Below are 20,417 nucleotides of genomic sequence, written 5' to 3' on the forward strand. Positions count from 1 at the left end.
GAAGATGGCGAGCCGAAAATGGTGGTTTTTCGTGACCCGGCGCGCAGCGTACTAAAAGTACGTGAGCACCGGAAGCGCGGGAAAGCGCCATTTGCAGGCCGCCAGAACTGAATGTCGATACAGCCTAAAAGGCGGCGTGGAGGCAATCCCCTCCACGCCGCCCCGCATGATCAGGCGACGATGCCGCGCATCCCGTCGATCCACTCCAGCCCGGCCGCCGTCGCGCCCGCCGGACGATATTCCGCCCCATACCAGCCGCCATAGCCCGAAGCCCGCAGAAGCGCGAAAGCAGCGGCGAAGTCGATCGATCCCGTGCCCGGCTCGTTCCGGCCCGGAGCATCGGAAAACTGGACATGCGGCGCCAACCATCCGTGCGACGTCCATGCCCGCGCGATGTCGTCGCCGTTCATGGCGATATGATAAAGATCGAACAGCAGCCCGAAACGCGCATCGCCGATGGCGCGAACCATGTCCGCCGCCTCATCGATGGACGCGAACAGGGCATCGGGCATCTCCACCCGGTTCATCGGCTCGGCCAGCAACACGGCATCGGGGGCCAGGCGCGCCGCAAGGTCCAGCGCGCTGGCGGCATTCCGCCGGTAGGTCTCCAGACATTCCTCCCTGCCATGGCCGGACGGAATGCGGGACGGCCCGATATGGACGAAACGCGCGCCCAATATGCCAGCGGCGCGCAGCCCCCGCTCGGCCGCTTCGTCAAATTCCATCTCCCGGCCGGGCACCCCCGACAGACCCACACCGCCGACGAACAGATCGCCGAGCGGCAGGTTGATCAGCACGACCGGCATTCCGGCGGCGCGGGCCGCCCCGGCCATCTCGACCGGATCGCCCTCATCGATCACCTGTATCTCGACCCCGTCGAAGCCCGCCTTCGCGGCGGCGGCGAACCGGTCGAGGATCGGCACCTCCCGAAACATCATCGATATGCTGGCGCTGATCTTCATACTCACTCCCCTTTCAGGATTGGTCACTTTCAGGATTGGATTTCGGCTGGTTGCAGCCCGCGCAGCGTGCGGTGGACGGCGCTGTGGTCCAGGGCAGCGTCAGGCCCGCTGGCGGCCTGCCTGAACATGGCCTCCGCTTCGCTCAGCAAAGGCAGCGAAAGGCCGAGGTCGGCGGCCATGGCGGTCGCCATGCGCAGATCCTTGAGCTGGGTGGCGACGGTGCCGCCGGGCACATGATCGCCGCTCACCATGCGCGCGCCATGCTGGCGCAGGACGGTGGAATCGGCGAACCCGCCCTCCAGCGCCGCGAAGGCCGCCGCCGGTCGTCCGCCGCCGCGCTCGATCAGCAGCAGCGCCTCCGCGACCGCCTCTATGGTGATCCCGACGATCATCTGGTTGGCGAGCTTGACCAACTGCCCGCTCCCAACCCCGCCCACCAGATTGACCCGGCCCAGCGCGCCCAGCAGCGGACTCATCCTCTCGACGATTTCCGGAGCGCCGCCCGCGAAGATGGTGAGGCTGGCCTTGATGGCCCCGCGCTCCCCGCCCGACACCGGCGCGTCGATATAGTCCACGCCCAGCGCCGCCAGCCGCTCCGCCTGCCGCCTCGCCGAATCGGGGGCGATGGAACTCATCATGACGACCGTCGCGCCCGGCTTGATCGCCCCGGCCACGCCGCCCGAATCCTCATCGAACAGCAGCCGGTCGCAGGTCGGCCCGTCGCTCAGCATGAAGATCACGACATCCGCATCCGCCACGCACATGCGCGCCGTTTCCGCCACCGCCGCGCCCTCGTCGGCCAGCGCCGCCGCCTTGGCTTGCGTCCGGTTCCAGACGCTCAGCGCGTACCCCGCCCGAACCAGATTCCGGGCCATCGGCTCACCCATCAGTCCCGTGCCCAACAACGCCACGCGATCGATCACACCCTTTTTCCTTCCCGCCATTTAGCTTGATAATCACATTAGATATCGTCATTACATAAAAATATCGATAAATATATGACGATTCAAATCAGGAGGAAATATGCGATTCGTGACCTTTGAACAGTCGGACGGCACCTATGTGGGCGCGCTGGTCGGCATCGGCGGGATCAAGAATCTGACCGAAGCAAGCTCCGCCTCAGGACGCGGAGACCCCGCCTGGTTCAAAAGCATGCAGGCCCTGATCGAATCCGGGGAAGCGGGCCTGGACGAAGCGCGCCGCCTGCTGGAAACGGACGGGCACATCGTCTCCGCCGACGCCGTCCGCCTGCTGGCCCCCTTGCCGCGCCCGCAATCGATTCGCGACTTCTTCACCTTCCCCGGCCATATCCGCCAATCCTATGCAGGCATGCAGCGCCTGGGCGCGAAGCTGGCGGGAGCGTCCGCACCCGCCGTTCCCCCGCTGACGGAGATACCGGCCCTCTATCTGGAAAAGGCGATCTACCATAAGGGCAACCCTCTGACAGTTGTCGGCCCCGGCACGGAAATCCTCTGGCCCAGCTACAGCCAATATATGGATTTCGAACTGGAACTGGCGATCGTCATCGGCCGCCCCGGCGTCGACATTTCCGCGGATAATGCCGCCGCCCACATATTCGGCTATACGATCTTCAACGATTTTTCCGCCCGCGACGCCCAGATGGCGGAAATGCCCGGCATGATGGGCCCGGCCAAGGGCAAGGATTTCGACCGCAGCAACGTGATCGGCCCTTGCATCGTGACGCCGGACGAATTTCCCGACGTTCACGACATCCGGATGCGCGCCTTCGTCAACGGCGAATTGTGGGCGGAAGGGTCCAACAGCGTCATGCTGCACCGGTTCGAAGATATCATCGCCTATGTCTCTCGCGGCGAAACGCTCCATCCGGGCGAGCTTCTCGGCTCCGGCACGATGGATAATGGCTGCGGCCTGGAACATGACCGCTTCCTCGAAGACGGGGATGAGGTCACGCTGGAGATCGACGGCATCGGCACGCTGACCAACACCGTCCGCCGCCGCAAATAACGGTCGAACGACCGAAACATGCGCCGCGCCTATGCGTGGTGCATGTTTCCGAACCGGGCGTCGACGCCCTTTTCTACGATGGCAGCGCATTCCGATACCGGCGCCGCTTGACCTGAAAAATAATATCGATATTTATTCGTAACAGCGATCAAAATAATATATATCGTTCATTGAGAAATGGACTCGCAGATGGACAGGGCAACAACCGCCCATCGCAAAAGGCCAGGAGGGGACAGAAAAATGACCACGAAATTTATCGGAACGCGCGCCAGCCTGCTATTCGGCGCATCCTTGGCCGGCCTGATGGCGTCGTCCGGCGCGCTGGCGCAGCAGCAGCCTGCGCCGCCGCCCGCCACCATGCCCGACATCGTGGTCACGGCCCAGCGCGAAAGCCAGTCGCTGCAAAGCGTCCCCATCTCCGTCAGCGCCTTCACATCGGAATCGCTCAAGCAGCAGCAGATCGACAATTCGCTCGACCTTCAGCTTTCGCTGCCCAACACGATCTTCACCAAGAATAATTTCTCGAAGTCCAGCTTCACGATCCGCGGCATCGGCGACCTGTGCGTCGGCAGCAGTTGCGACAGCGCGACCGGCATCACCAGCAACGACCTGCCCCTGTTCGACACCCGCCTGTTCGAAGTCGAATATTTCGACCTGGAACGGGTCGAGGTGCTGCGCGGACCGCAGGGCACCCTCTTCGGCCGCAACGCAACCTCCGGCGTGGTCAATTTCATCACCGCGAGACCGGACCTGAACGGCATCCACGCGTCGGGCGAATTCGAATATGGCAATTATGATTCGAAGAAGGTGAAGGGCATGTTGAACGTGCCCCTGACCGATACTCTGGGCGTCCGCGTCGCGGGCATCTACGTCAAGCGCGACGGCTATACGAAGAATCTCTACGACGGATCGCATCTGGACGGTCGCGACATCTACGCCGTTCGCGGATCGGTCCGCTGGGAACCGTCCAGTTCGACCACCATCGACCTTGTCGGCTATTATTTCCATGAGCGCGACAACCGCCTGCGCATCCAGAAGCAGAAGTGCCTGCGCGACCCCACCGGCGTGCTGGGCTGCCTGCCCGGCCGTCTCGGCAACGATTATACGAACGGCAACGCGACGTTCGGCGGCACGCTCACGTCCCGCGAATATCTGACGATGCAGGGCGGCCCCGGCATCGGCGCGCTCGCCCTGGGCAGCCTCTACGGCCCCGACGCGAACCTTGGAAATCCGCTGATCTCCGATCCCAGGACCGTGAACACCGATTTCCATCCCACCTTCTTCTCCGACGAGATTCAGGCCCAGTTGCGGATCGAACATGATTTCGGCCCCGTCACCCTGCGCGTGTCGGGCCAATATCAGCGCACCCGCACCGCCGCGTCGCAGGATTATAATCTCAGCGTCAACAACGCGGCGCGCATGCTGCCGGGCCTCACGACGCTCCAGGCCTATGGCAACGGCGTAGCGGGCCCCTCGCTGGCGCAGTTCGGCCAGGTGGCGGCGGCGCTGATCCCCAACGGTCCGGCAGGCCCCTACTGCACCTCGGTCGTGGACGACAGCGCCACCGGCGCCTATGGCGGGCACAAGCTTTGCGCCGCCACGCCGCAGGATTTCGACCGCACCAGCCTGTTCGGCCGCGCCTATACCGGCGAAGCCATCCTATCCAGCAAGTTCGACGGCCCCTTCAACTTCCTGGTCGGCGGCATCTACAGCAATTACCGCAACCGCAACGCCGACTATAATGTGAACGCCTTCAACGTCGATTATGCGGCGGGTGTGCTGGGCGTGCTGACCTCGCTCGGCCAGCAGGGCGCGCAACAGGCGGCGGGCCAGCCCGTCACCTATCCCACCGTTTTCCTGGCATCGCCCTATGTCAAAAATAATTCGCAGATCTTCCAGCTCAAATCCTACGGCCTGTTCGGCGAAGGCTATATCGACCTCGACGACCGGCTGAAATTCACGGCGGGCCTGCGCTACAATCATGACAGCAAGTCCAATCGGGCGCGCAACACCGTCATTTCCTTCCCCGTTCCCTACGGCACGGCGAACGCCTTCGACTCTCCCTATTTCGCCGCCTATGACGCCGACGCCGGACGGCCGGGCATCCAGCCGGTGCAATTGCGCAACGCGACATTCAGCGAATTCACCGGCCGCGCCGTGCTGGATTTCCAGATCACGCCCAGGAACCTGCTCTACGCATCCTATTCGCGGGGCTATAAATCGGGCGGCATCAACCCGCCGCTGCTGCCGATCTTCAGCATTTCGGACAGTTTCGAACCGGAATTCGTGAACGCTTTCGAAATCGGAACGAAGAACAGCTTCCTGAACGGCACGCTGCGCTTCAACGCCTCCGCCTTCTACTATCAATATAAGGGGCTGCAACTCAGCCGCATCGTCAGCCGCACCAGCGTGAACGACAATGTCGACGCGGACATCTACGGCGTGGAGCTGGAGGCGATCGCCAAGCCCATTCCCGCCCTGACGGTGAACATCAACGCCAGCTACCTGCACACCAAAGTATCGTCGGACCGTTATATCACCAACCCCCGCGATCCGTCGGGCGGGCGCAGCGACGCCGTCATCGTGAAGGATATCGCGAACGGCTCCAACTGCACGGTCCTGCCCAACACCGCCGGAAACGCGGCGGCGGCGAACAATTTCGTCAACTTCGTGAATGGAGAGATCAACGCGGGCCGCGTCATCAACCAGTCGACCGGACGCCCCATGTTCCGGCCGGGGGCGGGGTTGCAGGGGACCACGCCCTTCCCGGCGGCCAGCGGCCTGAACGGCGCGACCGGCGCCTACGGCGTCTGTTCGGTCCTGGCCTCCTACGTCGCCAGCGCGGGGGGAACGGGGGCCAGCGGGGTGACGGTCCTGACCGACGGCAATCCGGTGAACCTGCGCGGCAACCGGCTGCCCCAGGCCCCCAATTTCAAGGTTTCGGCAGGCGCGCAATATAGCGTCGACCTGGGCGGAAACGGGATGACCCTGGTGCCCCGCATCGACGCCATCCTGACCGGCGGCAGCTATGGATCGGTGTTCAACGGCAACGCCAACCGCATCCCCAGCTACGTCATCCTGAACGCCCAGATGCAGCTCAACGGCCGGGACGACCGCTGGTTCGCCCGCGCCTTCGTGCAGAATCTGACGAACAGCAACGCGATCACCGGCCTGTACGTGTCCGACCAGCCTTCGGGCCTGTTCACGAACATCTTCACGCTGGAACCGCGCCGCTACGGCATCGCGGTCGGCATGAATTTTTAAACCACGCGGAAAGAAGCCGTCCCCAACCCGCCAATCCTGGCGACCACAGAGTCGCCAGGATTGAGCGCCACCATCGGCCCCAGCGCCCCGGTCAGCACTATATCCCCGGCCCGCAACGGCTCGCCAAGACCCGCCATGGTACGCGCCAGCCAGACGGCGGCATTCAACGGATGGCCGAGGCAGGCCGCGCCGGCGCCCAGCGAAGCCACCGCCCCATTAACCTCCAGCACCATGCCGCAGCTATAGAGATCCAGCCCGGCCAGCCCCTTGCGCTCCTGCCCCAGCACGAAGAAGGCGGAGGAGCCATTATCGGCGACCGTATCGGCAAAGCTGATCTTCCAGTCGGCGATACGGCTGTCCACGATCTCGATGGCCGCCGCGACATGCTCCACCGCTGCGGCCACGGTTTCGACGGTGGCGTCCACATCGTCCAGATCGCGGCCCAATATCAGGGCAATCTCGGCCTCAGCCTTGGGCTGGATCGCCTTCGACGCCGGCAGCACGCCTCCGTCGGCAATCTCCATATCAGCGAACAACACCCCGAAATCCGGCTGATCGACGCCAAGCTGCGCCTGCACCGCCTTGGCGGTCAGCCCGATCTTGCGCCCGACGATGCGACGGCCCGCCTCCCTCCAGTAACGGGTGTTGATCGCCTGCACCGCATATGCACCCGCAGCGTCGGTGGGTTCCAGCACGCCGCGCAACGGGGCAATCGCCTCGCCGTCATAAGCAGCCCGCAAGGCCGCGGCCGTCCGTTCGAAATTGCTCAAGATTTCCCTGCCCTGGAATGTGAAATACCGCCGACGACGTTACGTCGTCCCCTTCCAGGAGGCAATTTGCCGCCCAACCTTATCTCTCACAAAATAAGAAAATCGCGCAAAGTGTCATCCGGGCGATAGCGGCAAAGCGGGGATTTGGTGGGCCCGGCAGGACTCGAACCCGCAACCTAGCCGTTATGAGCGGCCAGCTCTAACCATTGAGCTACAGGCCCCACCTTCGTGCCCGGATAGGCAGCATCAGGCCGCTTGGCAAGCCCGTCCGTGCGGCTGAACCGCGCCCAGCAATTGATCCAGCGTCACCGCCCGGACATTCCGCCGGTCCAGATGGCCCAGCACCTTATCCCACCAGCGATAAAAAGCCGTCCGGTCCGCTTCGTCGCGAACATAGGGCGTATGGCCCGGCTCCAACGTTGGGGAGTGGAAACTGAAATTCAGCACAGGCACGCCCTCCCCGATCAACGCATCGATGGCGGCAATCGCCTCCTGCGGCGCGATCCCCTCCGGCGTCAGCGGTATCCGGCTCAGCATCCGCGCCCGCGCCAGCGCGCCCGCGACAGGCCCCATGCGCTGCGCCACGCGATAGAGCCGCTCCCCGCCCCCTCGCAACCAACCGACAAAGGCCGTCGAAAGCGGCAGTTCCACCAGCCTCCGCCCCGGCCCCGCCCAATAGGGATATTGCGGCAAACCCTGAAAATCCGGCCCATATTGCCCGCTATAATCGAACCGCCCGCGCACCGAACTGTCCAGCCGGAACCCCGCCTCCTCCAGCAGGCGCGCACTGTTCGGCCCCACGCCATAGCGCCCCGCCCGATAAGCGACCGGCCGCGCGCCAAAGCGCTCCGCGATCCTCTGGCACAACGCCTCCAGCTTCGCCCGCTCCACCGCTTCCGGCAGGAACCCCACATAGCTGTTGGCCGCCGTCACTTCCTCGACATGCGGCGGATTGACCCAGGGATGGAGATGCGCGCCGACATCCGCCGCGCCATCCGCCAGCCAGCGCCCCATCATCTCCGCCGCCGCATCGCTGTCGACCACCGGATAGTCGGTCACATAAACCGGCTTCACCCCCGCCGCCGCGAAATAGGCCTGCCCCCGCGCCATGCCGTCCAGCGCCGTCACGCCATGGCCGGTCCTGCGGAAGGGCGCGTTCCAGTCGAACTCCTCCTCCGTATCCACGAACAGCATGAACCGCGTGCCAAATGCCGGATCGAACGCGATCCTGTCCTCCGCCGCAGGCATGCGCAGCAGGCCGCCATCATGGGAAAAGCTGGTCATCCCGCCATCGCTAACCCGATTTGGTTGCGATAGGGTTTCCCTAAGCAGAAATCAGGCGCTGCCGACCGCATCCTCGGTTTCGGTCAGGGCAGGCACGGCCAGCAGGAAACGGCCCGGCTCAATCTCCAGCGCGCCGCCGCATCCCGTGGCCAGACTGCGGATCAGCCGTAGCGAAAAACCCAGCCCCAGCAAAGGCCCATCCGCCCAATTCCCGTCCGGCATATAGCCCGGATCGAGCAATCGATCCTCTTCCATCCCCGTCAGTGATGACGGCCGGTCGATGGCCAGCACCACGCGCCCATCGGCTCCGTCGGGCTGATACCAGCAGGCCCCGGTCAACGCCTCTCCCGCAGGCGACACGGAAATCAGCGTGCGCAGCAGATGCTGCACCATGCGCTCGCCCTGCACCGGGTCGATCCGCACCATCGGCAGGTCGCGTCCCATGGCGATGTCGATCTGCGCGCTGTCGCCCTGCTCGCGGAAGCGCGCCGAAACCTGCGTCACCAGCAACGCCGGATCGACCGAGCGCGGCGCCTCCCCGCCTTCCCCCCGCGCAACCCGCGCCGCCAGGTCCAGATCGTCGAACGCCGTCAGCAAATGCCGCGCATCCACCGCGATCTTGCCCGCCATATCGCGATATTGAAGCCCCGCCGGACCGAACAGTTCCTGCTCGATAATCTCGGCAAAGCCCAAAATGGCGTTCAGGGGCGTGCGCAATTCATGCACCAGTTGCCGGATCGAATCGGCGGAAAGCCCCGCAATCGCCACGGATTCGGCACGCGGCTCGGACGCGACCTCATGCAGGAAAGGCCGCCGCGCCTGCCCGCGATAGCCCTGAAACCGGCCGGATCGCGGATCGAAAAAGGGCGTCGCCGACAGGCGCCACTCGCCCGCCATCGTCCCGCCCATGATGGTGTAGCGGCCATTCTGGAACCCGCTGCGCCGCATGAAGGCACCCGCGACATGCCCGTCCGGCCCGCTGCCGCCTTCCAGCGCCGTCTCGTTGAGCGCAAGCCCGATCAACGCCGCCCGCGGCCCCTGGTCGATCCAGACGATGGTCCCCGCCGCATCCGTCTCGAAGGCGAAGGCACGCGGCCCCGCCACGGCGGCGCGCTGCGGCTGCTCCTCTTCCTCGCCAGCCCGGCGGGCACTGGTGAAGCGCGCGATCCGGTCGACCAGATTGCGGATCTGGCTCCGCCCCTCCCCAACCTCCTCGGCCGCGTCCTCCTCGACAACTTCCTCCGGCTGCGGCGCGGCGGGCGGATCGGCCTGCACGATCATCGCCTCGGTCAGCAGCATATCCTCCTGCTCGACCTCCGCATCGCTGGTCAGCACCAGATCGGTCGCGCCAAAGGCGGCCAACCCCTGCAACGTCTCTTCCCCCAGGTCGCGCCGCGACCGCAACACGCCCCGCGCCGTCGGCGTCAGGCGCGGCAACATCTCCACCCAAGCCGCATCGGGCAGGCGGGCGCGGGACATGGCGGCCGCCGCGATCGCTGGCCGGTCATTGGCGAAAAATTCGATCAGACTCGGCGACCGCAGCCGCCCGCCCAGTTCCACCACGGTGGCGATCCGCTGCGTTTCCGACAGCTTGGGCAGCAGCCCGTTCAGCCGCTCCAGTAGCGCCCCGCGCTCGGCATCCGACAGGGCCGACCGGTCATGCCGGTCATTTTGCGCCAGCAGATCAACGCATTGCCGCCACAGCGTCACCGCACCCAGGCCGCTTCGGCCTTCCCCGGCGAGTACCGTCTGCATAAGATCGTTGAAGCGCACGCAAATTCCCCATTTCCGGCATCAGCCGGCGATATCGTTACACAGGAATAATGCTTCCCGGACCAAAGGGGAAGGGACGCAAATGGGTTCTTATGCGAACGTCGCATAGTGGGACAATTGCATTGCTCTGAAATATTATTATGATAACGCGATATTAACAGGCAAGGAAATAAGCGGAATAATGGCCGGCCCCAATATTGACGACATCGACCTCCAGATCCTGGGCGAATTGCAGGGCGACGGCAGGATGACCAATGTGGAGCTGGCCCGCAAGGTGGGCCTGACCGCTCCCCCCTGCCTGCGCCGCGTCCGCGCGCTGGAGGAAAGCGGCGCCATCAATTCCTACCATGCCGTGGTGAACCCATCGATGCTGGGCTACACCATCACGGTCTTCGCCATGGTCAGCCTGAAAAGCCAGGCCGAGGCGGACCTGAAGGCGTTCGAGGACCATATCGCCACCCTGCCGGAAGTGCGCGAATGCTATATGCTGAACGGCGAGATCGACTTCATATTGAAGGTCGTGGCGAAGGATTTGCAGAGCTTCCAGCAATTCCTAACCTCGAAACTGACCCCCGCCCCCAATGTGGTGAGCGTGAAGACGTCCCTTACCATCCGCACGTCGAAGAACATGCCAGGCGTTCCCCTCCCGGTTTGAGGGCGGCGAGGGGTGGATGGCAGTCAGTCCGCTTTCTCTCCTCCGTTCGCCCTGAGTAGGGACTGAGCGAAGTCGAAGGCCCGTATCGAAGGGTCTGCGCGGTCCTTCGATACGCCATTTCGACAAGCTCAATGCTACTCAGGACGAACGGAGAGTGACCGCCATTGGCCAAAACCCGCCATCACCTCAACTCGCGGGCGTCACCACCACCGGCGTAAACGCCGTCTTCCGGCTCTGCTGATCCACCCAAACCGACCAGAATCCCGCGACATTCGCCCAATTCCCCCCCGTCACCTGCCCCAGCGCCGCCTTAGCGCCCGCCAGATCGCCGGACCGCGCAAGCGCCACGCCCAGCCGGGCATTGGCCTTGTTCGCATCGACCCCGCCCTTGCTCAGCGCCAGCCGATATTGCCCCACGGCCTGCGCGAACTGGGCAAGCGAGAAATAGGTATCCCCCACCGCCATCGCCGCCGATCCGTCCTTGGCCGCCGCAGCCTTCTTCACCGCAGCGGGCAGTGCCGCGATCTCCTTGGCCGCCTTGGGCGTCGCGGATTTCATGAGCTGCGCCGTCACCGCCTGCGTCGGCGTCAGCTTGCCCGAAGAGCGCCCGGCCTCGATGATCGCCTTGGTCTCCGCGCTATAGCCCGTCTTGTCGGCCAGTTGCGCATAAGCCTGATAGTCGCGCTCGCTCGCCATCGCGCCATTGGCCGCCTGCAAGCGATAAAGATCCAACTGCACCTGCGCGTCCATGCCCGGCGCGCTCAGATAATTGGCCAGCGCCGACCGCCACTCGCCCGCCGAATCATAATGGCTCAGCCGCTCGCGATAGAGCGCGCCCACATCGGTCCAATCCCCCGCCTGATAGGCCATGGAGATCGCCCGGTCATACCAGGCCGCCGGGATCGGCTGCCCCGCCGTCCGCTGCCGCGCCAGCGCCTCCTGCACATAGGCCCGCGCATCCTTCGCCTTGTTCCGCCGCAGCGCGATGTCGGCGCGCAACATGGTGGCGTCGATCGGGTCGTACCCCAGCGTTTTGGCGTAATCGAGCTGCGCGGTCGCATCGTCATAATTGCCGACGACGAAGGACAGATAACCCGCAATATAGCGCAGGCGCGGCATGTCCCCCTTCGGCACGGAAGAAGTCTTGAACATGTCGTTCAACGCAACGCGCTGCGCCTGCCGGTCGACCTTCAGCACCGCCAGTTCGAACCGCAGACCTGCCGCCACATAGGATTCGAAATCGCTGACCGGCATCAGCCCGGAAATCTGCGTCTGCGCGGCGGCGACATTGCCCGCCTTGATCGCGCCGTCCGCCGCCTGGGTCGCGGCGCGGAAGCTGTCCGACATCTGGATCACAGGGCCAACGGCAACCGGCTTCTTCGCGACGGCCGGCGTGGAGGTCAGCAAAGCCGCCCCAACCAAAAGCCCAAAGGTCGGAATCGAATGTCGCATCATGGCCATGTCAGCCATCCCCCTTGTCGCCTGGCCCTGGCCAGATCGTTCATCATGTTCGAAGACAGAAAGGCGCGCCGCCCCTGACGGGCAGCGCGCCTCATATCAGGCAAAATCAGCCCTTGGTCGCCAGATAGGCCAGCCACAGATCGGCCACCTGCTTGCGCGAACCGGCCTGCACCGACTGGAAGGCCGCCTTGGCCGACGCATTGTCGCCGCCCAGCGCCTTGGCGATGCCCATGCGGGTGTTGATCTCGTCCGCGTCGACGCCGCCCTTCTGCTTGGCGAGTTCGAACATCGCTACCGCCTTGGCATAGTCGCCATAGCCCAGATAGGCGTCCGCGGTCGCCGCCGCGATCTTGCCGGTGGCGGCCTTGCGCGCATCAGCCTCGGCCGAACCCAGCGAACCCTTGTCGCCCGCCATCTTCGCCACGGCGGGCTGATACAGGTCGCCGCCCTGGCTGGCGTTCAGCACGCCCTTGCTGCGGCCCGCGTCGATCGCCGACTTCACTTCGCCGTAAATACCGGTCTTGGACGCCATTTCGGCATATTCCAGATAATCCTGCGCCAGCACCAGCCCGCCGGACGTCGCCATCAGGCGCAGCACGTCCAGATTCTCGCGGTTGGAGATGGTGGGATTGGCCTGCTGGAACAGGCGAACCAGCGTGCGCAGATTCTCGCCATTGGGGGCCGCCTGATAGGCGGACTTCGCCCATTCGGTGACTTCCGGCAGCTTGGCCGTCGCGGCGCGGCTGACGCCGATCTGATACCATTGCGGCGGCACCTGACCGCCCGCCGCCTTGGTGGCGTCGGCAGCCGCCTTCAGCGCGGCCAGACCCTGCTGGTTCAGGCTGCGCTGCGGTTCGACGGAGGGATTGGCTGTGCCCGCCTTGCCGAAATAGGCCTGGGCCAGCGTCACGTTGACCGCTTCGGGCTTGTAACCCGCGGCGCCCGCCGCCTTGGCGCGGGTGATCGCCAGATCGTAATTCTTCGCCTGCAACGCCTGTTCGGCGGCCACCGCGTTGAACTGCCCGGCCTGCTCCGGCGGGGTCAGGCCGCTGTCCAGCATCTGGGTCAGCCCCTCGCTCTGCATCGCCGTGTCCTTGCTGGCGATGGAGGTGTTCAGCTTGATCGCGCCGATCTGATATTTGTCGTCGTTCGACTTCGCCTTGCTGTCCGCATCGGCCAGCGCCGCCTTGGCAGCCGCGAAATCCTGCTTCTCCGCGGCCTGCTGAGCGGTCTGCAACGCCTTGATGACGTCGGGCGACACGTTCAGCTTCAGGCCGCCGCCCTTCTTCTCTTCCTTCTTGGCCGCGAAGGCCGGAGCCGAAACGGCGCCGCCGGCCAGCGCCAGGGTCAGCGCGAGCGCCACGGGGGTAACAAAACGCATGTTCATCTTCTCCTCTGCGCCCGGGGGACAGGCGGCCTTTGCTTGACGCCGATTAGGGGTCGGCGCGTGAATAACGTTTGAACGATCTATATGCACCAGTTAACCGCCTGTCAGCCCCCCGGAAACGATCCGCCGCGCCCGGCACGCATCTCATGCCTTTGCGCGTGCGCGCGCGAGGGGTGACAGATTTGTTTCGCTCCGCTAGTGCATGGTCCACAACATACATTCACCAAAAAGAGAATCGATTTGACCGACGAGACTGCCCTCGCCGACCCTTCGGACATCAGCCCCATCTCCATCGTGGAGGAGATGAAGGCGAGCTATCTCGACTATGCCATGTCGGTCATCGTCGCCCGCGCCCTGCCGGACGTGCGCGACGGGTTGAAGCCAGTGCACCGCCGCATTCTCTTTTCCGCCCATGAATCGGGCTTCACCCACAACAAACCCTATCGCAAGTCGGCCCGCATCGTCGGCGACGTGATCGGTAAATATCACCCGCATGGCGACAGCGCGATCTACGACGCATTGGCGCGCATGACGCAGGACTGGTCGATGCGCGTGCCGCTGATCGACGGCCAGGGCAATTTCGGTTCCATGGACCCCGATCCGCCGGCGGCCATGCGCTACACCGAAGCGCGCCTGGCCAAGGTGACGAACGCCCTGCTGGACGATCTCGACAAGGATACGGTCGACTTCCAGCCGAACTACGATGCCTCGGAAAGCGAACCGCAGGTTCTGCCCGCGCGCTTCCCCAACCTGCTGGTCAACGGCGCGGGCGGCATCGCGGTCGGCATGGCGACCAACATCCCGCCGCATAACCTTGGCGAAGTGATCCGCGCCTGCCTCGCCTATATCGACAACACCGGCATCACGGTCGACGAACTGATCCAGATCGTCCCCGGCCCCGATTTCCCGACCGCGCCGCTGATCCTGGGCCAGTCGGGCGCGCGCAGCGCCTATCATACCGGACGCGGCTCCATCATGATGCGCTCGCGCCATGTGGTGGAGGAGGGGCGCGGCGACCGCCGCTCCATCGTGCTCACCGCCATCCCCTATCAGGTCGGCAAGAACGGCCTGGTCGAAAAGATCGCCGAAGCCGCCAAGGACAAGCGGATCGAGGGCATCAGCGACATTCGCGACGAATCGAGCCGCGAAGGCGTGCGCATCGTCATGGACCTGAAGCGCGACGCCACACCGGAAGTCGTGCTCAACCAGCTCTGGCGCAACACCCCCGCCCAGTCGAGCTTCCCGGCCAACATGCTCGCCATTCGCGGCGGCCGCCCGGAATTGCTCAACATCCGCGACATTATCGAAGCGTTCGTCCGCTTCCGCGAAGAGGTCATCACCCGCCGCACCAAATATGAACTGAACAAGGCCCGCGACCGCGCCCATATCTTGCTGGGCCTCGTCATCGCGGTCACCAACCTGGATGAAGTCGTCCGCATCATCCGGGGTTCGGCCAGTCCGGCAGAGGCCCGCGAAACCTTGCTCGCCCGCGACTGGCCGGTGGCGGAAATCGCGCCTTACCTGAAACTGGTCGAAGCCATCGAGACCGAAGCGTCCGGCGACACCTATCGCCTGTCCGACACGCAGGTCCGCGCCATCCTGGACCTGCGGCTGCACCGCCTGACCGCGCTCGGCCGGGATGAGATCGGCAACGAACTGGCCGAACTGGCCGCCGCCATCGCCGAATATCTCGCCATCCTTGGCGACCGGGTCAAACTCTACGCTGTCATGCGCGAGGAGTTCGAGGCGATCGAGCGCGACTTCGCCACCCCGCGCCTGTCGGAAATCACCGCCGCCGCCGACGGCATCGACGACGAAGACCTGATCGAGCGTGAGGAGATGGTCGTCACCGTCACCGTGCAGGGCTATATCAAGCGCACCCCGCTCGAAAGCTTCCGCGCACAGGCGCGCGGCGGCAAGGGCCGCTCCGGCATGGCCACCAAGGATGAGGACGCGATCACCGAATTGTTCGTGACCTCCACCCACACGCCGGTCCTCTTCTTCTCGACGGCGGGCAAGGTCTATCGTCTCAAGGTCTGGCGCCTGCCCGAAGGCGGTCCCGCCACGCGCGGCCGCCCGATGGTGAACCTGCTCCCGCTCGGCCCCGGCGAAACGATCCAGACCGTCCTGCCCCTGCCGGAGGATGAGGATAGCTGGAAGGATCTGCACGTCATGTTCGCCACCGCGAACGGCACGGTCCGCCGCAACAGCATGGACGCCTTCGCCAACATCCCCTCCAACGGCAAGATCGCGATGCGTTTCGACGACGACAGCGAGGATCGGCTGATCGGCGTCGCGTTGCTGACCGAAGAGGATGACGTCCTGCTCGCCACCCGCCAGGGCAAGGCAATCCGCTTCCAGGCCACCGACGTGCGCGAATTCCAGAGCCGCACCTCGACCGGTGTGCGCGGCATGACGCTCAAGGGCGACGATGAGGTCATCTCCCTCTCCATCCTCCACCGCTCCGGCGCCGATCAGGACCAGCGCGAGGAATATCTGCGCTTCGCCCCGTGGAAGCCGGAAAAGGAAGGGGAAATGCAGAATCAGGACATGTTCGCTGTGATGAAGGAGCGCGAACAGTTCATCCTGACCGTCTGCGCCAACGGCTATGGCAAGCTGTCCTCCGCCTATGAATATCGCCGCACCGGTCGCGGCGGCCAGGGCATCACCAACATCGACAATATCGGCCGCAACGGCCCGGTCGTCGCCAGCTTCCCCGCCAGCCAGGCCGACCAGTTGATGCTGGTGACCGACCAGGCCAAGCTGATCCGCATGGGCCTGGACAGCCTGCGCGTCATCGGCCGCAGCTCGGCGGGCGTGCGCCTGTTCAACGTGTCCGACGACGAACATGTCGTCAGCGCCGCGAAGATCGAGGAAAGCGACGAAGCCGAAGACACGGCGGAAACGGCAGCGCCGGAGGCGTGACCGACCTCTTCGCCTACAAGATACTGACGAAGGATCAGTATGACCAACTGAAGGCCGACGGCACGTTCAAGGGCGCGCCCGTCGATCTTCAGGACGGCTATATCCACATGTCCACCCGTCAACAGGCCGCCGAAACCGCCGCCAAACATTTCGCGGGTCAGGACAATCTGGTGATGCTGATGATCGACCTCGCCCCCTTCGGCGAAGCGATCAAATGGGAAGAATCACGCGGCGGCGCCCTCTTCCCCCACCTCTACGCCGACCTCCCGCTGAGCGCGGTCGCAGGCAAGGTCGTCCTGCGCCTGGACGAACAGGGCAAACACCTCTTCCCGGCAGGCTTCTAACCACCGCCCCTTTCCCCATACCGTCCGGAGTGGATGGAAAGCTGACCTATCCTATTCCTCCCCATCGATAGATGGGGAGGGGGACCGGCCGAAGGCTGGTGGAGGGGAAGATACGCAGGTCACGCCATTTCCCCTCCTCCACGCTTCGCGCAGGGAGGAATTAGTGGCAGCTAATGCCCAATCACCTCTACCCCATCAATCCAACCGCTCAATCAAAGCATCCACCCCAGCATCAACCCCACCAAATAAATCCCCCTCCCGAAAGCGAGGGATCATCCGCTCATTCATGATGCTCTGGCAAAGCTCATCCGGCAAAACCGCTTCCAGCCCATATCCCACCGAAATCTGCGCCAACTGCTCCTGCGGCGCCACCAACACAACAACACCATCATCATGACCCTTGCGCCCAATCCCCCATTCATTCCCCAGCGCCGTCGTAAAAACCCCAATCTCCGCCCCACCCAGGGAAGAGACAGTAACGATCACCATCTGATGCCGGGTCGATTGCTCCAACCTCTCCAATTTCTCGGAAAGCACCCGCTTCTGCTCGTCCGTGAAAAGCCCGGCCTCATCCGTCACCCGCCCTGCCTGAACAACCGCCGGCCCAACACCAGCCCGCACCTCCCCCACAAGCGAACCGACCAGCAAAAAACAAAGCAAAATCCGGGATATCAAAGCGGTCATCCCACCCTCTCCATCCGCACGACCTTCCCGCGCTTCACCCAATAATCGAACCCGCCCCACCTGATCCGGCTCGAGCAAACCGCCACCACCTGCATCCCCAGATGCGCCCAGCACACCGCGAACGGCGCCAGCAAATCCCACCAGAGCGACCGCCCGGCCCCCCCCGCCTGCCCCGGCTCCACCACCGCCGCGACAATCCGCCGCCGCACCAAAACCCGCGCCAAAGCCGCCCCATAACCCAAGGCCACCGCACTCCAGCCACCCCAACCCAAAGCCCAGACCCACCCAAAAGCCTGCACCGCCACCACAAGGGCCGCAATCCCCCACATCCCGCCACTATTGGTCACGATATGCCGATATTGCCGCACCCCGAAACCAAAGGCCCCCGCCCCCTCCAACGGACAAGCCACCAGCAAATCCCGCACCGGCCGCAACCGCAGCTTCCCCCGCCACCCGGCCAGCCCAATCGCCATATCGTCGGACAATCGCCCAGCCAGCGCCGCATCCAGGTCCAGCCGCTCCGCCACCTCCCGCGTCAAGGCCATCGCCCCGCCCCACGGCATGGTCGCACTCGCCGCCCGCGGCAAGGTCGCCAACTGCATCTCCACCGCCCCCACCAGAGCCGCGCCCACCCGCGCCTCCGGCAGCAACAGCCGATAACCGGTCACGATATCCGCCTTCCCCCGCACCAGAGGAAAGAGCAACCGCCCCACCAACCGCGCCGGAGGCAGAATATCCGCATCCACGAACACCAGCCAGCGATCCTCCGGCCGCAAAGCCCGCAAAGCCGCCCGCAACTTATGAACCTTCTGCCCCTCATCGTCCGCGACGCCCGCCCGGACGACCTGCACCCAGCCCCCCTCACGCGCCGCCAAAGCCTCCGCCGCGGCACATCCGCCAGAAGTCGCAATCACCAACCGAAACCGCGCCGTCTGCGCCTTCAACCGCGCGATCAGCGCCGCCCCACCGTCCCAATCATCCCGCACCGACAACAGCAGCACGACGCCCTCCGGCGCCTCTTCCTGACGATCCACCGGCAGATGCCGCCAATAATTCAGCACCCCCAACAGGCTCAGCCCCTGCAACAGCATCCACAGCGCAAAAGCGAAACTCATTGCAAACCCAAGCCCTTTACCGCCCCGACCGCTGCTGTATGACGGCAGGCGATGCTCTCCAACCCCTTTCTCTTCAGCCTGCTCCGCCTCCTCCCCGCGTCCATCGCCTCCTGGCTTGGCGGCTGGCTATCCGTGAACGTCGCGCGCAAGAGCATGAAATTGCGCGACCGACGCGCCCGCGCCAACCTCGCCATCCTCCGCCCCGATCTCGACACGGCAACCAGCGAAGCCCTCCTCACCCGCCGCTGGTTCAACCTTGGCCGCACCATGGCCGAACTCACCAACATCGACCGGCTGATCGAAAACAACCATATCACGGTCGAAGACGTCGCAGGCTATCAACAAGTGCTCGACGGCCCCGGCCCGCTGATCGCGCTGGCCGTCCATGTCGGCAATTGGGATTTGCTCGCCGCCCATATCAAGGCGTCCACCGACCGCCCCGGCCTGGGCGTCTACGACCCGCCGGAAAATCCAGAGCAGGCGGCCCAACTCAAGCGCGCCCGCTCCAGCTATATGGGCGAAGCGATCACCGGAGACGGCGCCGCCCGCGCCATCCTCAAACACCTCACCACCAAAGACCGCGCCACCCTCTATATATTGCTGGACGAACGCCGCGACCGTCAGGTGTGGTTCCCCCGCTTCGGCCGCGCCCTGCCGCCGTCCGGCAACCTGTCCGTCGCCCTGCGCCTCGCCCGAAAGGTCGGCGCGAAATTCCTGCCCTTCTACATGATCCGCACCCAGGGTCCGCACTTCCGCGTCCACTGGCACGCCCCCCTGGACCCGGCGACCCTGACGGACGACCAGATCATGGATCAGGTCGACGCCTTCCTCGGCCAAGCCTGCATCGACCACGCCGACCAATGGCTCGCCCTCCACGACATGGACCTCACCACCTAGCCAACTAAAAATCCTCCCTACGCGCAGCGTGGGGAGGGGGACCGCTCGCGAAGCGAGTGGTGGAGGGGAAATTCGGAGGTCGTGCCCCATTCCCCTCCACCATGCTTCGCATGGTCCCCCTCCCCATCTCCCGATGGGGAGGAACAGGAGAAGCCCCCTCCGTTCGTGCTGAGTAGAGGCTGAGCTTGTCGAAGCCTCGTATCGAAGCACATGCCCCCACATCCAACAACAGTTCTCACTCCCCCCAACACCCGCTAAAGCCCCTCCATGTCCCGACTCGCCATCAAAATCTGCGGCCTCTCCACCCCCGACACCGTCGGCGCCTCGATCAGGGCAGGCGCGACCCATCTCGGCTTCAACTTCTTCCCCAAAAGCCCCCGCTATATCGAAACCGACCAACTGCGCGCCCTCGCCGCGCTGGTCCCGACCCATATCGAACGCGTCGCCATCCTCGTCGACCCCACCGACGAAGTCCTGACCGAACTCACCGCCACCGACGCCCTGACCGCGCTCCAACTCCACGGCAAGGAAAGCCCCGAACGCGCCGCCGCCATCCGCCAGCGCTTCAACCTCCCCGTCTGGAAAGCCATCTCCGTCAAGACCCGCGCCGACATAGACGCCGCCAAAACCTATGGCGGCGCCGCCGACCTCCTCCTTTTCGATGCCAAGACCCCGGACGGCGCGGCCCTTCCCGGCGGCATGGGCCTGCGCTTCGACTGGACGCTGCTGCGCGGCGTCCCCATATCGGTCCCATGGGGCCTGTCCGGCGGCCTTGGCATCGACAATGTCGCAGAAGCCATCCGCATCACCAACGCCCCGCTGGTCGATGTTTCCTCCGGCGTCGAAAGCGCGCCGGGCATCAAGAGTGTGGACAAGATCATGGCCTTCTGCAATGCGGCATCCTCATGAG

General features: G+C 64.7%; 16 protein-coding genes and 1 tRNA gene. 7 read left to right on the plus strand and 10 right to left on the minus strand.

Annotation, left to right across the window (positions count from 1 at the left end):
- Window positions 1-170: 170 nt before the first annotated feature.
- Window positions 171-962 carry a hydroxypyruvate isomerase family protein gene (locus tag BV95_RS03995; protein ID WP_037447743.1) on the minus strand — a complete coding sequence of 264 codons (792 nt, stop codon included), beginning with the start codon at window positions 960-962 and terminating at the stop codon, window positions 171-173.
- A 29-nt stretch (window positions 963-991) separates the two neighbouring features.
- Window positions 992-1,885, minus strand: a complete 894-nt coding sequence (locus tag BV95_RS04000) for an NAD(P)-dependent oxidoreductase (protein ID WP_037447747.1) — start codon at window positions 1,883-1,885, stop codon at window positions 992-994.
- A 100-nt stretch (window positions 1,886-1,985) separates the two neighbouring features.
- Here BV95_RS04000 and BV95_RS04005 point away from each other — a divergent pair, with 100 nt between their 5' ends.
- Both BV95_RS04005 and BV95_RS04010 read left to right on the plus strand, forming a co-directional pair.
- The gene (locus BV95_RS04005; RefSeq protein ID WP_037447750.1) at window positions 1,986-2,948 is read left to right on the plus strand and encodes a fumarylacetoacetate hydrolase family protein; all 963 of its coding nucleotides are present in this window, start codon (window positions 1,986-1,988) and stop codon (window positions 2,946-2,948) included.
- Window positions 2,949-3,188: 240 nt separating this feature from the next.
- Window positions 3,189-6,212, plus strand: coding sequence for a TonB-dependent receptor (locus tag BV95_RS04010; protein WP_037447752.1), 3,024 nt, complete (start codon window positions 3,189-3,191; stop codon window positions 6,210-6,212).
- On the opposite strand, the gene BV95_RS04015 is transcribed toward BV95_RS04010, so the two are convergent.
- The 4 genes from BV95_RS04015 to BV95_RS04030 all read right to left on the minus strand — a co-directional run bounded on the left by BV95_RS04015 (window position 6,209) and on the right by BV95_RS04030 (window position 10,021).
- Entirely contained in the window at window positions 6,209-6,985 is a 777-nt protein-coding gene (locus tag BV95_RS04015) for a 2-keto-4-pentenoate hydratase (RefSeq protein WP_409372071.1), read from the minus strand. The genes BV95_RS04010 and BV95_RS04015 overlap by 4 nt on opposite strands.
- Window positions 6,986-7,127: 142 nt before the next feature.
- Window positions 7,128-7,203, minus strand: a tRNA-Ile gene (locus BV95_RS04020).
- A gap of 25 nt (window positions 7,204-7,228) precedes the next feature.
- The gene (locus BV95_RS04025) at window positions 7,229-8,266 is read right to left on the minus strand and encodes a polysaccharide deacetylase family protein (RefSeq protein ID WP_037447757.1); all 1,038 of its coding nucleotides are present in this window, start codon (window positions 8,264-8,266) and stop codon (window positions 7,229-7,231) included.
- Window positions 8,267-8,317: 51 nt separating this feature from the next.
- The gene (locus tag BV95_RS04030) at window positions 8,318-10,021 is read right to left on the minus strand and encodes a sensor histidine kinase (RefSeq protein WP_081873276.1); all 1,704 of its coding nucleotides are present in this window, start codon (window positions 10,019-10,021) and stop codon (window positions 8,318-8,320) included.
- Between the two features lie 199 nt (window positions 10,022-10,220).
- On the opposite strand from BV95_RS04030, the gene BV95_RS04035 reads away from it, so the two are divergent.
- Window positions 10,221-10,694, plus strand: a complete 474-nt coding sequence (locus BV95_RS04035; RefSeq protein WP_037447763.1) for an Lrp/AsnC family transcriptional regulator — start codon at window positions 10,221-10,223, stop codon at window positions 10,692-10,694.
- 186 nt (window positions 10,695-10,880) lie between these two features.
- Here the strand turns inward: BV95_RS04035 and BV95_RS04040 are convergent, their stop codons facing one another.
- Window positions 10,881-12,155 (minus strand): tetratricopeptide repeat protein, encoded by a 1,275-nt coding sequence (locus BV95_RS04040; RefSeq protein ID WP_037447766.1) that lies wholly within the window; start codon window positions 12,153-12,155, stop codon window positions 10,881-10,883.
- A gap of 106 nt (window positions 12,156-12,261) precedes the next feature.
- On the minus strand, window positions 12,262-13,542 hold the full coding sequence (locus BV95_RS04045; RefSeq protein WP_037447769.1) for a hypothetical protein: 1,281 nt from the start codon (window positions 13,540-13,542) through the stop codon (window positions 12,262-12,264).
- Between the two features lie 240 nt (window positions 13,543-13,782).
- On the opposite strand from BV95_RS04045, the gene gyrA reads away from it, so the two are divergent.
- Window positions 13,783-16,467, plus strand: coding sequence for a DNA gyrase subunit A (gene gyrA / locus BV95_RS04050; RefSeq protein ID WP_037447773.1), 2,685 nt, complete (start codon window positions 13,783-13,785; stop codon window positions 16,465-16,467).
- Window positions 16,464-16,811, plus strand: a complete 348-nt coding sequence (locus BV95_RS04055) for a DUF952 domain-containing protein (RefSeq protein ID WP_037447775.1) — start codon at window positions 16,464-16,466, stop codon at window positions 16,809-16,811. Before gyrA ends, BV95_RS04055 begins: the two co-directional genes overlap by 4 nt.
- Window positions 16,812-17,006: 195 nt before the next feature.
- On the opposite strand, the gene BV95_RS04060 is transcribed toward BV95_RS04055, so the two are convergent.
- Window positions 17,007-17,495 carry a TPM domain-containing protein gene (locus BV95_RS04060; protein ID WP_051749617.1) on the minus strand — a complete coding sequence of 163 codons (489 nt, stop codon included), beginning with the start codon at window positions 17,493-17,495 and terminating at the stop codon, window positions 17,007-17,009.
- Entirely contained in the window at window positions 17,492-18,610 is a 1,119-nt protein-coding gene (locus BV95_RS04065; protein ID WP_037447777.1) for a glycosyltransferase, read from the minus strand. The genes BV95_RS04060 and BV95_RS04065 overlap by 4 nt, the downstream gene beginning before the upstream one ends.
- 51 nt (window positions 18,611-18,661) lie before the next feature.
- Here BV95_RS04065 and BV95_RS04070 point away from each other — a divergent pair, with 51 nt between their 5' ends.
- Window positions 18,662-19,507, plus strand: coding sequence for a lysophospholipid acyltransferase family protein (locus BV95_RS04070; RefSeq protein ID WP_037447780.1), 846 nt, complete (start codon window positions 18,662-18,664; stop codon window positions 19,505-19,507).
- Between the two features lie 267 nt (window positions 19,508-19,774).
- Window positions 19,775-20,416, plus strand: coding sequence for a phosphoribosylanthranilate isomerase (locus BV95_RS04075; protein ID WP_037447782.1), 642 nt, complete (start codon window positions 19,775-19,777; stop codon window positions 20,414-20,416).
- The last annotated feature ends 1 nt before the right edge of the window (window position 20,417 follow it).

It is taken from the genome of Sphingobium chlorophenolicum (genome assembly GCF_000722875.1).
Lineage (GTDB): Bacteria > Pseudomonadota > Alphaproteobacteria > Sphingomonadales > Sphingomonadaceae > Sphingobium > Sphingobium chlorophenolicum.

Bases quoted from the DNA above. Each gene is read 5' to 3' on its own strand.
- BV95_RS04065 (WP_037447777.1), bottom strand. From the start codon at position 18,610: ATGAGTTTCGCTTTTGCGCTGTGGATGCTGTTGCAGGGGCTGAGCCTG.
- BV95_RS04025 (WP_037447757.1), bottom strand. From the start codon at position 8,266: ATGACCAGCTTTTCCCATGATGGCGGCCTGCTGCGCATGCCTGCGGCG.
- BV95_RS04030 (WP_081873276.1), bottom strand. From the start codon at position 10,021: ATGCAGACGGTACTCGCCGGGGAAGGCCGAAGCGGCCTGGGTGCGGTG.
- BV95_RS04005 (WP_037447750.1), top strand. From the start codon at position 1,986: ATGCGATTCGTGACCTTTGAACAGTCGGACGGCACCTATGTGGGCGCG.
- BV95_RS04045 (WP_037447769.1), bottom strand. From the start codon at position 13,542: ATGAACATGCGTTTTGTTACCCCCGTGGCGCTCGCGCTGACCCTGGCG.
- BV95_RS04070 (WP_037447780.1), top strand. From the start codon at position 18,662: ATGCTCTCCAACCCCTTTCTCTTCAGCCTGCTCCGCCTCCTCCCCGCG.
- BV95_RS03995 (WP_037447743.1), bottom strand. From the start codon at position 962: ATGAAGATCAGCGCCAGCATATCGATGATGTTTCGGGAGGTGCCGATC.
- BV95_RS04060 (WP_051749617.1), bottom strand. From the start codon at position 17,495: ATGACCGCTTTGATATCCCGGATTTTGCTTTGTTTTTTGCTGGTCGGT.
- BV95_RS04075 (WP_037447782.1), top strand. From the start codon at position 19,775: ATGTCCCGACTCGCCATCAAAATCTGCGGCCTCTCCACCCCCGACACC.
- BV95_RS04040 (WP_037447766.1), bottom strand. From the start codon at position 12,155: ATGGCCATGATGCGACATTCGATTCCGACCTTTGGGCTTTTGGTTGGG.
- BV95_RS04035 (WP_037447763.1), top strand. From the start codon at position 10,221: ATGGCCGGCCCCAATATTGACGACATCGACCTCCAGATCCTGGGCGAA.
- BV95_RS04010 (WP_037447752.1), top strand. From the start codon at position 3,189: ATGACCACGAAATTTATCGGAACGCGCGCCAGCCTGCTATTCGGCGCA.